Origin of the sequence: Staphylococcus sp. GDY8P126P, from assembly GCF_017891965.1 — a bacterium.
Classification (GTDB): Bacteria; Bacillota; Bacilli; order Staphylococcales; family Staphylococcaceae; genus Staphylococcus; species Staphylococcus saprophyticus.
This window is the reverse complement of the sequence record NZ_JAESKG010000001.1, coordinates 1-14,275: the sequence shown is the minus strand read 5'-3', so window position 1 is coordinate 14,275 and position 14,275 is coordinate 1. Positions and strand designations below refer to the sequence as shown.

Below are 14,275 nucleotides of genomic sequence, written 5' to 3'. Positions count from 1 at the left end.
TAAGCCCAGTAGAATGCTATTTGGGACTTTACATTTTATGGCCAGCCATAAGCCCTAATCTCCCGTGTTTTGTTCCTGCTTCAGTGTAAGAAGCAGCTTTAGATACAATACCTCGTCCAAATTTGCGATGCAATGCATCAATCGTTTTAGCTAATTTTTCATTTCTCTTTCTTTCATATTCATCTATAAACAAATTCAATTGTCTATCTGTCTCTTCTATAAACTGTGTTAATGAAATACTTACTGTACGAATCAATGCGGTACGATCACATAATTTATCAGCAAAATATTCGACAACTTTAAAAATACTGTCTTCTAAATTCGTCGGTTCTTCTAATGTATACTGTTTATTTATGCCACCCTCATCACTATAACCAAATGAAAAATGAATTGTTCTTGCCAATTGATTTCGCCCTCTAACACGACTCGCCACATCTTCAATTAATTCTCGCATCACTACTTTAGATTCTTCATAACGATAATCACGCATCAGTATCTGACTCTTACAAATAGATGGATTCATTACTCTATATTTATCTCTCACTCTACTTTGATCGATACCATTCGCATGTAAATGTAAATCCACACCTATAACACCTAAATCTCTTTTTAAGTATTGGTGAGGATAATGTGCTAAATCGCCTATCGTAAAAATACCTCTTTTATTCAATTTCGCTTCAATTTTTCTACTAATTCCCCAAAATTCTCTTAATGGTTGGATTGGCCAAAGTTTTTTTGGAACATCTTGATAACGCCATTCTGCAATTAGACTTTTAGTATGCTTTGCTTCTACATCCATGGCAATCTTACTCAATAACATATTAGATCCTATACCTATAGAACAATTGATGCCTGTTTCTTCTTTGATTTCAAATTGCAATTTTTGACAAAAAGATTGAACCGTACTACTAAACCTATGATAACTATTGGTCACATCCATAAAAAACTCATCTACACTATACTGATGTAAATCTTCAGGAGCAATATAGCGCAATGCAATTTTTGATATTGCTACAGAAACTTCTAAATACTTTCTCATACTTGGATTAATAATATATATGTCATTTCTATGTGGTATTTCAAATAATCTAGATCCCGTTTTTACACCTAATGCTTTCAAAGGTCCCGTTGCTGCTAACACAACTGAACCTTGTCTTTTAGTATCAGCAACAACAGCTAATTTTTCTTTCATTGGGTCTAATCCTTTTTGTATGCAAGAAACGCTAGCAAAAAAACTTTTTTGATCTATACACAATACATCTCTCTCTTCCACCAGATTATAATCATACATATCTCATGCCTCCCTCAATTAATTTTATTATATACGAACAAATGTTCTATTTCAATAGCGATAAGAACAAATGTTTCGATTTGATATGTTTATAATTTTCCGAATTTTCATGCTATAATATCTTTAAATTATTAAAGGAGGAATTACATATGCCAATCGTAAATGTAAAGTTATTAGAAGGACGTTCAGATGAACAACTTAAAAATTTGGTAACTGAGGTTACAAATGCTGTAGAAAAAACAACAGGTGCTAATAAAGAGGCGATAAAAGTTGTCATAGAAGAAATGAAAGCATCTCACTATGGCGTAGCTGGTGTGAGAAAATCTGATCAATAAAAACAGAATTAATGATCAAAAATGTAATCAAGTTCATCACCTAACCCACCTGATTACAAATGAAAAATTTTCTATATAAAAAAAGCGTACGCTATCCATAGGGTAACGTACGCTTTTTATTTATGTCGAAACTATCTTAATCTTCTTCAAGGAATTTTTTAACTTCAGCTTTATTTTTGGCTTTATCAATTTCTAAAGCACTACCGTCCATTGGTGTTTGAATATCCTGATAAGTACCTTTAATAGGTAATGTAACAGAGTCGACTTTCTTATCACCACGGATACCAAAGTTTAAACCTGATTGTATTAATGCAGAATCTGGCATATTCGTATTTAAATAACCTCTTAAAATACCAGCAACTTTTGGTAACTTCGGTAATGTATCCAAACTTGCGAGTTCTTGCTTAAGAGACTGCATTACTTGCTGTTGTCTACGTACACGACCAAAATCGCCTTCTGGATCATGTCTAAATCTAGCATAACCTAATAATTCTTTACCATTCAGACGATGATGTCCTTTTTTCAATGACACGCCAATATTTTTTGACATATCTTTCTCAACATCAATTGGCACACCATTAGGTTCTAGTTCATCTATCATTTTTTCAAATCCAGTAAAATCTAAGATCGCATAATATTCAGGATCAATGCCAAGATTTTTCTTCAATGTTTGTCTTAACAATTCTGGTCCACCGATAGAATATGCAGAATTTATTTTATGCTGTCCGTTTCCAGGAATATCAGCATAAATGTCACGCATCACAGACATCATTTTCATCTTTTTGTGAATATAATCGTATTGCGCTATCATAATAGAATCCGTTCTAGAAATTCCGCCTTGTTCTTTATCAGCACCTAGTACCATAACCGTAATTTTACCATCATTCTTTACGGCACCATTAAATTTATGCTGTTTCAACGTTTTACCATGATCTTTAGCATATTTTATGCCGGAATTATAACCATGTACGGAATAGCCTATGATAATTGCTAAAATAATAATACCAATCAAAATAATAAATGGTAGTTTCCTAAACCGCTTCTTTTTCCCCCTACGCATTGGCGGAGGATTAGTATTGCCTTGTGTGTTCTTACTACTTCTTAGTTTGTCTTCATTCATTAGTATCAACCTTATATCTTCAAAATTGCACTTCTATGTACTATAATTAACATATATTAAAGTTATATAAAAAGAGTATAAAAATCAAGTAATATCTTAATATATGGTACTAAGGTCTAATACGGAAAGGATGTTAAGCATGAATATAAACAAAGCCTACTTCGCAGGAGGTTGCTTTTGGTGTATGGTTAAACCCTTCGACACATTTGAAGGTATTGAAAGCGTAACCTCTGGCTATATGGGAGGACATGTGAATAATCCTTCATATGAGCAAGTTAAGACAGGCAACACTGGACATTTGGAAACTGTTGAAATCGAATATGATGTAGCACTGTTTTCATACAATAAATTATTAGAAATTTTCTTTTCAGTAATAGACCCATCAGATGAAGGCGGACAATTTCAAGATAGAGGTGCACAGTACAAAACTGCTATCTTCTATACCAATGAAGACCAAAAAAATGTTGCCGAAGAATATATTGAACAACTCAAAGAAACAATCGATAAAGATAAAGCTATTGCAACACAAGTATTACCTGCTGCTACATTTTATGAAGCAGAGCCAGAACATCAAGATTTTTATAAAAAAAATCCAGAACGTTACGCCAAAGAACAACAAGACCGTCAAAATTATAAGCAACAGACAGATAAATAAACAAAAAGCCGGAAACAGTACGATGATCACTGTATCCGGCTTTTTCTCATAAATCCTATTTTTGTTTTTTCATTTCTAAAGGTATCTTATTTTTTTCTTGAACTTTTTTACCATTAAATAAATCCATAACTGTTTTAATACTTTCTTCTCCCATTAAATTGGGTTGTTGTGCGACTGTTGCAAATAGTTTGTTGTTTTCAACAGATTTTATTGCATCTTCATTACCATCAAATCCAACAACTTTAATATCTTTATTACCAACCGCTTCAACAGCCCCTAAAGCCATTTCGTCATTTTGTGCAAATATTGCTTTAATATCAGGATGCGCTTGAATCATATTTTGCGTTACATTTAGACCTTCTGTTCTATTAAATTTGGCACTTTGTTTTGATACGACATCTAACTCATCATCAGCAACGTTGTGGAATCCCTTACCACGCTCACGAGTTGCACTAGCACCTGGTATGCCTTCAAGCTCTACTACTTTTGTACCTTTACCAAATTTATCAACAATGAGCTTGCCGCCCATTTCTCCACCTTTAACATTATCTGAAGCAATAAACGAAGCAACTTTTCCTTTAGCAACCTCTCTATCTAATGTGATAACAGGAATATTTTGATCATTCGCAATTTGAACACTACCCGAAATAGCATCTGAGTCAGTTGGATTCACGATAAGATAATCTACATTTTGCTGTATTAAATCATCAATATCATTAGATTGCTTTGCTGCATCGTCTTGAGCATCTGCAAATTTAACCTTAATACCTTGTTTCTTCGCCTCAGCTAATATACCATCTTTAATTTTCACAAAAAATGGATTATTCAATGTAGAAATACTTACACCAACCACAATATCTGATTTTTTCTTGTCTGATTTACCACTATCTTGCTTTTCTAGAGGAGACTCTAAAGAACAACCAGCTAACAACAGTATCATTGCCATCATACTTAAAAATATTTTTTTCATGATAAACCTCCTACTTTATTTATTCTTTCTATCAATGAGTACTGCAATAATAATGACAACTCCTTTAACTACTTGTTGGTAAAATGAAGAAACCCCTAATAAATTTAGTCCATTATTCAACACACCTATAATTAATACACCTATTAATGTGCCAAGTATACGTCCCTTACCACCTGTTAAAGATGTACCACCCAATACAACAGCAGCGATTGCATCCAATTCATATGACATACCTGCAGTTGGCTGCGCTGAGTTTAAACGAGATGTGAGAATCGCACCAGCCATTGCAGACATTAAACCAGCTAGACTATAAATCATGATTTTTAATTTATTCACTTTAATACCAGAGATAAAAGCTGCCTTTTCATTACCACCCATAGCATAAGTTTGTCTACCAAATATTGTTTTATGTAAAATGATATACAAAATAATGAAAGTAATAAACATTGTCACTGCTGGAACTGGAATACCTAAAAAATAACCTCGTCCAAATAATTGAAAGGCATAGCTGCCATTTAAATTAGTAATTGGATTGCCATCTGTAATAACCAGTGTCAAACCTCTAAAGACAGTCATTGTAGCCAAAGTCGCTATAAATGGCGCCATCTTACCAAGCGTAATTAAAAGCCCGTTAATAGCACCTAAAATCGCACCAAAAATACAGCCTACTAATAGCGCAATCATAGAATCTACACCTGAGACCATTAAAATAGCTATAAGCGCACTGGATAACGCTAGTGTAGAACCAACAGATAAGTCTATGCCGCCCGTTAAAATTACAAATGTCATACCAAATGCAATTAATCCATTTATAGAAACTTGTCTCAATAAGTTAAACAGATTAGATGGTTCTAAAAATGCACTATTTAATACACTAACGATAATGACTAATAATATTAAACCAATAAATGGAATAATTTTTTCTAAATATGAAAATGATAAGCTAGATTGTTTCATTGATATTCCCTCCTGTAGCTAATGTCATAATACGTTCCTCAGTTAGATCTTTTTTATTTAAAACACCTGCAATATTACCTTCTTGTACAACGGCAACTCTATCACTCATTCCTATCACTTCTGGTAATTCTGATGAAATCATAATGATAGACATACCACGTTCTGTCAGTTCATTCATTAATTGATAAATTTCACGTTTTGCGCCAACGTCAATTCCCCTAGTTGGTTCGTCTAAAATCAAAACGCGTGGTGCAGTAGCAATCCATTTAGCCAAAACAACCTTTTGTTGATTTCCTCCAGATAAATCCATACAAATATCATCTTTTCCACCTTTGATATTCAAACGCTGAATCATCTGTTCTGTATAATTGTTCATCGCTGTTGGTGTTAAAAAAACACCCTTTGAAAAACTTTTCAATGCAGGTAATGAAATATTTTCTATAATAGAATCTTGTAAAACTAAACCTTCTTCTTTTCTATTTTCAGTAATAAACGCTAACCCATGCTTTATGGCCGTCTTAGGATTATTCATGTGAATGGTTTTACCATTAAGTGTTACTTGCATTTGTCCTTTGTCTAGGCCAAATAACACGCGCATGATTTCAGATCTACCAGCACCCATAAGTCCACTGAATCCTAAAATCTCACCCTTGTGTAACTCAAAATGTACATCATTTAAGTCATATACCGTAGAACTTAACTGATTAACTGACAGCACTAATTCATCTTGCTTATAATTTCTTTCTGGATACTGGTTATACAAATCTCTACCAATCATGGCTTTTACAATTTTTGCATTAGAGGTCTCTTGCGTGTTCGAAGTTAATATAGACCGGCCGTCTCTCATCACTGTAATACGGTCTGCAATATTAAAAATTTCTTCCATTCTATGTGAAATATAAATAAATGAAACACCTTTAGATTTTAATTTATTAATTTGTGTGAATAACACTTCAATCTCACTAGTCGTTAAAGCTGCCGTTGGTTCGTCCATAATAATGACTTTAGAATCTTGCATTAATGCTTTACTAATTTCTAACATTTGTCGCATACCTACTGATAACGTCCCAGCCATTTGATTCAAATCAAGCTGTATATTTAAATTGTTAAATATTTCCAACGCTTGCTTTCTCATCACTTTATGATCAATTATCCCTAAAAACTTCGTTGGTTCTTTACCTAAAAATAGGTTTTCTAAAACCGTTAAATTAGGCCAAATATTTAATTCTTGTTGAATAAATGACACACCATGTTGCTCAGCGTCTTTTGTATTTTTAAATTGAAGTGGTTTACCATCTTCTAAAATTTGTCCACCATTTGCTTCATAAACGCCGGTTAAAATTTTCATTAACGTACTTTTGCCGGCACCATTCTCCCCCATCAATGCATGAACTTCGGCATCCGCAATATCAAAATCCACACCTCTAAGAACATCATTCTGACCAAAAGATTTATAAATATTCTTCATTTCAATCATCCATTGATCCCTCCTTTAAAATAAAACGTCACTAGCTAATATGACATTCGCATAAGGTTTCGCTTCACCCGTACGAATGATAGCTTTTACATGCTTACTATGTTGCTTTAATAATTCATGGGATTCAGTAGTCAATTTAATTTCTTCTTCTTTTAAAACGTTATAAAGTGATTCATTTTCAGTTTTCATTTCACTTGCTAAAGTCATTTTTTCGATGGCCATATGCGATTTCACAATATGAAATACATCTAAGAATGATGGTTTACCAAAATCCAATGCTAAATCTATTTTTTTAACACCGTTTGGAATTGGAAGACCACAATCAGCAATCATAATTTCATCTGTATGACCTAAATCACTAAGTAATTTTGAAATATCGCTATTTAATATCCCTGTTTTATACATAAAATTTACCTCCTTATATGTAACCCGTTACATAATGTCATTTAATTACGTGTACTTCCTCTATGTTTAACTGCAAGTGCCAATTGCTTATGGTTGTTTGTTAAATTATCCGTATTCAAACCTAATAGTTGGGAAACGGCAATTTCACCTAAATGATATGCTGATTGATCTATAGTAGTAATTTGTGGATAGGTCATTTCTGAAAATGGAATATTATCATATCCAATAATTTGTATTTCTGCTGGAACTTTAAAATGATATCTTTGTACAATGCCTAAAACGTTTATCGCTAATAAATCATTACTACAAATAATACTGTCGATGCTAAGTTCCTTAATTAAGTCAATAAATTTTTTATCATTATCTAATAACGTTGCTTCTAACATTTTATAATCGATACGCTGTTGATCTAATATGTACTTAATACCTTGGACGCGTTGATGAAATGCATCGATTAATAAATTTTCATGTACGATTAAAACGTTTTTACCCTTACCTTTTCGTACTACCTCTGCCTGAAGTTGACCACCTTTAAAGTGATTCGTTGAAATCCCATTATGCTCATTATTAATACGATCTATAAAAACAAATGGAATGTGATGATCAGTCAGTGTGTTCTCGATAATATTTTCATTAAATGCTGTAGATATCATGCCTGTACAATTGTGTGATACGAATGTTGCTAAGTAGTCTTGTGCTTTTTTTATATCATTTTCACTATTACCAATAAGTACTTGGTAACCATGTGCTAAAGCAACATCTTCAACGCCACGAGCGATAAGTGTAAAAAAAGGATTACTCATATCCGGCAGTAATAAACCTATTAGTTTAGACTTTCTTTTATATAATGTGCGTGCTGCTTCATTTGGTTGGTAGTTTAATTCGGCAATTGCTTCTTCTATATGAAGTCGTGTTTTTGCCTTAACATAACCATTGTTATTAATTGCCCTTGAGACAGTTGCTACAGAACATCCTGCTAAAGTCGCTACATCTTTAATCGTTGCCATGTTTCACCTCTTTTATGTAACCGTTTTCATGTTAACATAAGATTTTACTATTTAATAGTCTATTTTCATAAACTTGTTATTTAATTATTTTTTCACACTATAATTATAATGCTTAAAATTGTTATTATTGATATAACATAAATAATTAGGATAGCTATTTAGCTACAATAAAAATCATTTCGAATAGATAACATTAGATTCATAGTGTAATAATACCTTTAATATTTAAAAAGAATATATAGAGATAATATGTTAAAAAGAAAAGAAATAATATGGTAATACCTTGTTGAAAGCGTTTTCTATTGGTGGTATATTATGGTTATACCTTAAGTAACAAGGTAATGTTAAATTCATAGTTAGAGTCAAAATGATATTTAGAAATTTTATAGTTAGTTTATTAATGTAATTAATAACTTCTCCAGTAATTAATTACACCAAAACCATTAAGCACTATCAACTCCTAAAAACACCCCACATGCTGAGCACATGTGGGGTGTTTTGTCATTCATATTATTTATGTTTTCTAATGACACGCATTACTTTTATCATACTAAGCCATAAGGAATGACGTTTTCTATAAACAAGAAACCTTGGTTCCCAATTTGGATTAAATTTCTCTTTATATTTTCTCAAACCTTGAAATCTATATAAACCATTAAAATGTTCGAAAACACGACCTGCAATACGTTCTCCATAAAATGAATAAGGTAATTGACCTACATTCGATAACGTAGCCATTCCCATATTAAAATGTTGATAATTTTGTTTTTGTGACCATAACAACATATTTAAATATAAACCATCCATTAATGGCAATGTGCAATCTGGTTTCCAACGTATGAGATCAACAGAAATCGTTCCTTTATAATAAGTTGGCATCAACGTACAAAATGCAATAATAAGTCCATCACTGTCTTTTATAATTGCAATGGGTGCTTTTGATAAGTACGATTCATTGAAACTACCTACTGAAAAATGCATTTCTTTTTTATCGGCGAGCCATTCATCACTAATTGTTTTCAAATCCGTAATTAAAGCTTGTGTAAATGGAGGTTCTATAACTTCAAAAGTATATTTTAAATCATCTAACTTATTTAAAGTTGCCCGTAAACCACGTTTTTTCTTACCAGAAATCGTAAATTCATTCAAATCGATAACCGCTTCTTCACCTAATTTAAAGAATTGATTACCGAAACTGTGATAAAGAGACATATTTCTATCCGTTACTTGATAAAAAATAATATCATAGCCAAGATACTCTGCTTCTTGATAGAAAGACTCTAGTAAACTATAGAAAGATTGGGGATTACCTATAGGATCTCCAAGTACAATGTATGCATTGCGTTGATAACGATACATTATAAAGGCATCTTCATTTTCATTAATAAAAAATTTTTTATCGCCACTATACATGAGATGACTTAAATAATTACCACCGTATTGTTTTACAATAGACGCACATATTTTAGTATCTTCTCGTGTATTAGATATTCTATAACGATATTCAAACCACCAAACAATCAGACCAACAATAACCGCTACCAATAAGATAGTAAACCAGAAATAATATCTCAAAATAGAGGTGTCTATCTCAATATGATAAATGTCTAATGTATAAAACGTACTCGCAATAACAATATGATTAATATAAAGTACGAGCGCACCCATTATAAAACTTAAGCATAATTTTAAATATCTAAATGGACGTTTTATAACTCGTGCTCTTCTGTAAAAAATGAACAATAAAATTAACATTACAACAAGCCAACTAAGTAATATAAATGAAGCATACGTATAGGCTGTTACAATAAAAATTAATATAATAGAAATAATCGAAAATAAGATGGCACGTTTAGATAAGCGATATACACCTACCACATTTAAAAGTAATAATAAGCATGCACATGTGTGAACCGATACGATAATGTAATAGATATAGTGATTCGGATCATATAGGCCATCGTAGATAATAGTTAGATTATTCAAGAAAAATAATAGACTCGTAAACATTAATAAAATAGCAATTGAAAACGAGGGTGCACGTGCAATAATATCCTTTTGGTAAGATGATAATAATGATGTCATATCTCTCACCGGAACAAGTATTCTTGCATCTTCCCAGTAGTGTTTAGCTGTACCACGAAATTCAAATGTAGATAAAATTAAAGCAACGAGCACAGGAAATAGATAATACGCAAAACGATAAAGTAATAACCCTAAAACTATAGATTCTTCATCTATATTCAAATGCTTAAGCCCAAGTAATACTACTAAATCAAATGTACCAAATCCACCAGGTATAAAACTGATAAGTCCTGATAAAGCTGCAATGATAAATATGCCCATAAATATTGAGATTGGTACATGAACGCCTACCATTGTTAAAGCCATATATAAAACGAGTGCCGCAACAAGCCATTCAACACTTGATACAATCGTACAATAAACACCTAATAACTTTTGATTTTCTTGTAATGGTCGTAAAATCGTAAAAATTACAAACACCGGTAAGAACAAGGCTACAACATACATTAGCCATTTAATCCATGGGTATGGTGTAAATAGATGTGATACATCAAATACATGGATGACTACTAAAATGGATAATAAACTTAACCCTGTTAACATAGAAATCAATACAATAGAAATCGTGTGCAGTAACGCTCTTTTATCATCGGTGGCATTTTTGTAAAATAAAAAACGCACGCTTGCGCCAATAAAACCACCAAAACCTACGACAGCATTAAGCGCATTGACAATATACCCAACACGTATCGTTTTTAATAAAGAAATCTTTAAATTTAATGATTTCGCTAATATGACATCATACATCGAAAGTACAACAATGGATGCCCCGCCAATTACAAATAAGGCGACTAACCATACACGATTAATTTTTCCAAACGACTGAATCGTTTCTTTAATATTAATATGCGACAATTCCTTATATAAAGTAAACACTACGATACTAAATAAGGCCACCGCAAACACAACTTTTAAAATAGAAAATAATCTACTTCTCATTTCTTTAGACATGTTTTCACTTCACTTTTTAATAATCTAAGCTCAATAAAAAATATAGCACAATAATAATATATAAGAAATAAAATTTTAATAATAACTTCTAACATAATTGTTAGGCCCGTAAAAATGAAAAATCGTTTCTTTAAAACGAAAAAGAGTCCGAGACACCTATTTTTGTCCCAGACTCATTTATCAATCTCTTACATGTATGATGAATAATGAAGTATTCAGTTGTAAATTCTAGCGTATTTGTTCATCGTTTGTAATTTCATATTCACCTGCATCATCGCCATAATATTTATTATATCTGCGTTTATACATTGAATATAAATGTGACACTAACACTTTTAATATAGCGTAGGCTGGAATACCTAAGATGACACCAACAACACCTAAAAGATTACCTGCACTCAATAAGATAAAGATAATTGTGAGTGGGTGGATCTTCAGCGTTTTACCCATAATATTAGGCGATATGAAGTGACCTTCTATAAATTGAACTGCAGTCCATACTATGATTAATTTCAAGAGCATAATTGGAGAAGTAATTAAAGCAATAATGATAGCAGGAGAAATTGCAATTGTAGGCCCTAAATATGGTACAACACTCGTCACAGCAGCTATAGATGCTAAAATTAAACTATAATCTAATCCGATAATACTATAACCAATAAATAGTAAAATACCGATACAAAATGAAACAATAATCTGTCCTTGGATATAAGATCCAACTTGTACACTCATTTTGTCTAATAAATCATGATAATCTTTTCTGAATTTTGGTGGCATTAATTTCGTAGAATATTCTTTGAAATGATGGCCATCTTTTAACATAAAGAATAAGACAAATGGTGTTGTGGCAATGACTACCCCTACATTTACAATAGCTTCAGCAAAGTTTTTCACTTTTGAACCGAAACCATTAAAATAATCAGAAACCATTGATGGTACCTTGTTAGCTAAAGCATCTAATTGTTCTTGTATTTGTCCATAAAAGTTAGAAATCAAGGAATTTCTAGTAAGATTATCAATAAATTGATTCACTTTATCTACATAATGCGGAAAATTATTACCGAAACTTTTAAATTGAGTACCAATGACTGGTATCAATAAATTAATTGCTAACGCGATAACCCCAATAATAACTAGGAATAAAATAATAACGCCCCAAAGACGTGATATATTATAGCGTTCCATCAAATTGACTAATGGATTGAATAAATAGTATAGAATGATGGATACAATAATCGGTGCTACAATCGTATTAAATACAATGATAAATGGTTTAAATATATAGGATACTTGATCAAATATAAATATCGCAATACCAATGAGTATCAGCATGATTAAGGCGAATAATAAATCTTTGCCTCCCATAAATTTCATGAAGCGGGTCTCTGGAAAACTAAGTCTCAATTTTTCTTTTTTATTTTTTGTTTCTTGTCTAACATTGTCTTCATTCGACATATATAACTCACCATACCTTAACTTAATTCTTAAAAATTATAATCATATAATCTACCAGATAAAAAATACTGTACAAAATTATATCATAGAATGCTTTAATCGTCTTAATTACTAATCCTCATCATATCACATTATTAACATTTCACATATCTATTTTTATAACATATATGTACCCTAATTCATACGTCTTAATAATTCTAGTTTAAATATATCCCCAATAATATAAAACCATTGTCATACCCTTTTTCGCATAAAAAAGCCTGAAACATTTATCATCAATGCTTCAGACTTTATTTTATAATATGCTCATAAATTATAATTAGGTGTGTTTTTGCTTTGAGTAACTTTCTTTTTGTCTACATCTGTGGTTTGCGTTGCTTTTTTCTTTGGAATTGGAACAATATAGTTACCATAGGGGATTTTACCTATTAGATAAACAATCAATACAGATACTGCTACTGTTAATATAAATACGCCCATAAATTTACTTTGTGGCACTATATCTTCAATTATAGGCAAACGTTTTACGAATTGAATTGCAACGTAATGCACTAAATAAATTCCCATAGAATAATTACCAATTAAGGTTAAGGTTTTTAAAATGGTGTGATTCTTTTTAACATGTTCATATAAATAATTTAGAAACACAATGAAAAATGGAATATAAATCATATTCGACACAGTAATTGAACTTTGTAAATGATCCAAATCAATACTCAATAGGAAATCGATAAATAATATACCTAAAATAGTAGATAATATGGCTTTGTGCTTAAAGATGAGGATTCTAATTTCATTGTAAAATTTAGCATATACAATACCTAACATAAAGAATGATATCCAATTCATAATGAATAATTTATCATTCACAAAACGTTCGACACCACCGCCACCTAATGAAACTGGCCCCATTCTAATCCAAATGATATTAGCGATTGTCGCTAATATATACACTATAATAATAGGCCAACCTTTTTTGATTTTCTGTAATAACGGAAATAAAAAGTAAAACTGAATAACAGTCAAAATAAAATACAAGTGGAAATTTGCTTTTCCATACACAAAGTAATTCAATAATTTCCCATCATCTTCAAGATTATGTAAATAAAAGGCTCTATATAATAAGTAAAATACTGTCCAAATGATATAAGGAATAAATATTTTACTAAAACGTGATTTAACAAAATAATCTAAATTAAACCCTTTATTCACTACTGAGATTGTTAATAAAAACGCACTTATTACAGCAAATATAGGCGTTCCTAACCTTGCTATTTGGTTAACGTAACCTAAGCCATCTGATGTAAATGTCCCTCCTGACAAAGCTATACTATTAATTGTATGTATCGCCACAACTAACATAGCGGCAACAGATCTTATTATCGGTACCTCATCATAATACTTCATACACGTACGTCCCCCTAAATTCAAATCAGACAGAACACCAAGTATAAGATGATTCAATATACTTGTAAATAGAATTTACAATCAAATTATAAATCTTAATAATTACATTACACACAATTAACAAACATTAATCATTTTCTAGTCAAGTCCAGACTCCTGT

Annotated in this window: 12 protein-coding genes; 2 read left to right on the top strand and 10 right to left on the bottom strand. The window is 31.5% G+C overall.

Annotation, left to right across the window (positions count from 1 at the left end; genetic code table 11):
* Nucleotides 1–28: 28 nt before the first annotated feature.
* On the bottom strand, nucleotides 29–1,291 hold the full coding sequence (locus tag KA893_RS00060; protein WP_002483354.1) for a Y-family DNA polymerase: 1,263 nt from the start codon (nucleotides 1,289–1,291) through the stop codon (nucleotides 29–31).
* 149 nt (nucleotides 1,292–1,440) lie between these two features.
* Between KA893_RS00060 and KA893_RS00055 the strand changes: the two genes are divergently transcribed.
* The gene (locus tag KA893_RS00055) at nucleotides 1,441–1,626 is read left to right on the top strand and encodes a 2-hydroxymuconate tautomerase (RefSeq protein ID WP_002483355.1); all 186 of its coding nucleotides are present in this window, start codon (nucleotides 1,441–1,443) and stop codon (nucleotides 1,624–1,626) included.
* A 136-nt stretch (nucleotides 1,627–1,762) separates the two neighbouring features.
* Here KA893_RS00055 and KA893_RS00050 read toward each other — a convergent pair whose 3' ends face one another.
* Nucleotides 1,763–2,746: an LCP family protein gene (locus tag KA893_RS00050; RefSeq protein WP_037538458.1), complete on the bottom strand. Its 984-nt coding sequence runs from the start codon at nucleotides 2,744–2,746 to the stop codon at nucleotides 1,763–1,765.
* Between the two features lie 139 nt (nucleotides 2,747–2,885).
* Between KA893_RS00050 and msrA the strand changes: the two genes are divergently transcribed.
* Nucleotides 2,886–3,401, top strand: coding sequence for a peptide-methionine (S)-S-oxide reductase MsrA (gene msrA, locus KA893_RS00045; protein ID WP_069838005.1), 516 nt, complete (start codon nucleotides 2,886–2,888; stop codon nucleotides 3,399–3,401).
* A 55-nt stretch (nucleotides 3,402–3,456) separates the two neighbouring features.
* Here the strand turns inward: msrA and KA893_RS00040 are convergent, their stop codons facing one another.
* The 8 genes from KA893_RS00040 to KA893_RS00005 form a co-directional block, all read right to left on the bottom strand.
* Nucleotides 3,457–4,371 carry a substrate-binding domain-containing protein gene (locus tag KA893_RS00040; RefSeq protein WP_115340609.1) on the bottom strand — a complete coding sequence of 305 codons (915 nt, stop codon included), beginning with the start codon at nucleotides 4,369–4,371 and terminating at the stop codon, nucleotides 3,457–3,459.
* A gap of 15 nt (nucleotides 4,372–4,386) precedes the next feature.
* Nucleotides 4,387–5,328, bottom strand: a complete 942-nt coding sequence (locus KA893_RS00035; RefSeq protein WP_115340610.1) for an ABC transporter permease — start codon at nucleotides 5,326–5,328, stop codon at nucleotides 4,387–4,389.
* Nucleotides 5,315–6,805: a sugar ABC transporter ATP-binding protein gene (locus KA893_RS00030; protein WP_194375695.1), complete on the bottom strand. Its 1,491-nt coding sequence runs from the start codon at nucleotides 6,803–6,805 to the stop codon at nucleotides 5,315–5,317. Before KA893_RS00030 ends, KA893_RS00035 begins: the two co-directional genes overlap by 14 nt.
* 15 nt (nucleotides 6,806–6,820) lie before the next feature.
* Nucleotides 6,821–7,210, bottom strand: coding sequence for a D-ribose pyranase (rbsD, locus tag KA893_RS00025; RefSeq protein ID WP_002483361.1), 390 nt, complete (start codon nucleotides 7,208–7,210; stop codon nucleotides 6,821–6,823).
* A 41-nt stretch (nucleotides 7,211–7,251) separates the two neighbouring features.
* Complete coding sequence (locus tag KA893_RS00020; protein WP_069821963.1) at nucleotides 7,252–8,217, bottom strand: LacI family DNA-binding transcriptional regulator; 966 nt, start codon at nucleotides 8,215–8,217, stop codon at nucleotides 7,252–7,254.
* 510 nt (nucleotides 8,218–8,727) lie between these two features.
* Entirely contained in the window at nucleotides 8,728–11,253 is a 2,526-nt protein-coding gene (mprF, locus tag KA893_RS00015) for a bifunctional lysylphosphatidylglycerol flippase/synthetase MprF (RefSeq protein ID WP_075339761.1), read from the bottom strand.
* Nucleotides 11,254–11,481: 228 nt separating this feature from the next.
* Complete coding sequence (locus tag KA893_RS00010) at nucleotides 11,482–12,708, bottom strand: AI-2E family transporter (RefSeq protein WP_002483364.1); 1,227 nt, start codon at nucleotides 12,706–12,708, stop codon at nucleotides 11,482–11,484.
* 306 nt (nucleotides 12,709–13,014) lie between these two features.
* Nucleotides 13,015–14,115 carry an acyltransferase gene (locus KA893_RS00005; RefSeq protein ID WP_194440729.1) on the bottom strand — a complete coding sequence of 367 codons (1,101 nt, stop codon included), beginning with the start codon at nucleotides 14,113–14,115 and terminating at the stop codon, nucleotides 13,015–13,017.
* Nucleotides 14,116–14,275 lie beyond the last annotated feature (160 nt).

Coding starts and splice junctions, on each gene's coding strand:
- KA893_RS00060 (WP_002483354.1), bottom strand. CDS start 1,291: ATGTATGATTATAATCTGGTGGAAGAGAGAGATGTATTGTGTATAGAT.
- KA893_RS00055 (WP_002483355.1), top strand. CDS start 1,441: ATGCCAATCGTAAATGTAAAGTTATTAGAAGGACGTTCAGATGAACAA.
- KA893_RS00050 (WP_037538458.1), bottom strand. CDS start 2,746: ATGAATGAAGACAAACTAAGAAGTAGTAAGAACACACAAGGCAATACT.
- msrA (WP_069838005.1), top strand. CDS start 2,886: ATGAATATAAACAAAGCCTACTTCGCAGGAGGTTGCTTTTGGTGTATG.
- KA893_RS00040 (WP_115340609.1), bottom strand. CDS start 4,371: ATGAAAAAAATATTTTTAAGTATGATGGCAATGATACTGTTGTTAGCT.
- KA893_RS00035 (WP_115340610.1), bottom strand. CDS start 5,328: ATGAAACAATCTAGCTTATCATTTTCATATTTAGAAAAAATTATTCCA.
- KA893_RS00030 (WP_194375695.1), bottom strand. CDS start 6,805: ATGATTGAAATGAAGAATATTTATAAATCTTTTGGTCAGAATGATGTT.
- rbsD (WP_002483361.1), bottom strand. CDS start 7,210: ATGTATAAAACAGGGATATTAAATAGCGATATTTCAAAATTACTTAGT.
- KA893_RS00020 (WP_069821963.1), bottom strand. CDS start 8,217: ATGGCAACGATTAAAGATGTAGCGACTTTAGCAGGATGTTCTGTAGCA.
- mprF (WP_075339761.1), bottom strand. CDS start 11,253: ATGTCTAAAGAAATGAGAAGTAGATTATTTTCTATTTTAAAAGTTGTG.
- KA893_RS00010 (WP_002483364.1), bottom strand. CDS start 12,708: ATGTCGAATGAAGACAATGTTAGACAAGAAACAAAAAATAAAAAAGAA.
- KA893_RS00005 (WP_194440729.1), bottom strand. CDS start 14,115: ATGAAGTATTATGATGAGGTACCGATAATAAGATCTGTTGCCGCTATG.